Genomic DNA, 1,162 nt, shown 5'->3' with positions numbered 1-1,162 from the left:
CGCGCCCTCGAGCCCGACCTCCTGCGCCTCGGCTCGTTCGTGACGCTCCTGCACACGCGCCTCGACGCCGCGACCGGGGACTTCACCTACGTGGACGCGGGCCACGGGCTCGGCCTCCTCATCCACCCCGACGGCATGTGGGAGCGCCTCACCACCTCGGGCCCGCCGATCGGTCTCCTCCAGGGCGCCGAGTGGACCGCGCACGACGGCAATCTCGAGCCCGGCGGCGCGCTCGTGGCCCTGAGCGATGGGCTCCTCGAAGCCTTCCGGGGCGTCGACGACGCGCTCGACGCCGCAGCGGCAGCGATCGTTGCCGCGCCGGACGCCGACGCCGCCGTCCGTGACGTCATCGGGCTCGACTCGACAAGCCAGGACGACACGACGGTCATCGTCGTCCGTCGCTCGGCCGTCGCTGGACCGCCGGCAGGATCCGCCATCACATGATGAGCATCCACGCGATCCGTATCGTCGCCGCCCTCACGGTCGCAATGGGCCTCATCTACATCCTGTGGCGCTGGACGGCGTCCCTCAATTGGGCGGCGTGGTGGATCGCCGTCCCGCTCGTCGCCGCGGAGACGTACTCGCTCATCGACGTCTCCCTGTTCGCGTTCACCATCTGGCGCATGTCCACCCGCGACAACCCGCCCAACGCGCCGCAGGGGCTCACGGTGGACGTGTTCATCACGACGTACAACGAGGACCCCGAGCTCGTCCTCGCGACGACGCGCGCGGCGCGAGCCATCCGCTATCCCCACACGACGTGGGTGCTCGACGACGGCGCCCGGCCGGAGCTCCGCGAGGCCGTCGCACGGCTCGGCGCAGGCTACGTCTCGCGCGGCGAGGAGTGGCTCGGGAAGCCACGCCACGCGAAGGCAGGCAACCTCAACAACGCGCTCCACGAGACCCAGGGCGAGTTCGTGCTCGTCCTCGACGCGGACCAGGTCCCGCGTCCCGAGATCCTCGACCGGACCCTGGGCTACTTCAACAACCGCCGCGTGGCGTTCGTCCAGACCCCGCAGTGGTTCGGCAACGTCCGCGAGAACGATCCCCTGGGGAGCCAGGCTCCCCTGTTCTACGGCCCGATCCAGCAGGGCAAGGACGGCTGGAACGCGGCCTTCTTCTGCGGCTCCAACGCGGTGCTGCGCCGCGAGGCCCTCATGCG

At 70.8% G+C, this 1,162-nt stretch carries 2 protein-coding genes; both read left to right on the top strand.

All coding sequences use genetic code 11. The features are described from left to right. On the top strand, positions 1 to 444 hold a 444-nt coding region (locus ACLN58_RS22410), incomplete at its 5' end, for a PP2C family protein-serine/threonine phosphatase (protein ID WP_415857409.1). Then, a partial coding sequence (locus ACLN58_RS22405; RefSeq protein WP_415857408.1) for a glycosyltransferase occupies positions 444 to 1,162 on the top strand: 719 nt, incomplete at its 3' end. The genes ACLN58_RS22410 and ACLN58_RS22405, both read left to right, overlap by 1 nt.

The sequence above is a fragment of the Sinomonas sp. G460-2 genome (assembly GCF_047759905.1).
GTDB lineage: Bacteria > Actinomycetota > Actinomycetes > Actinomycetales > Micrococcaceae > Sinomonas.
The sequence above is the reverse complement of the archived record's forward strand: the minus strand, read 5'-3'. Positions and strand labels throughout refer to the sequence as shown.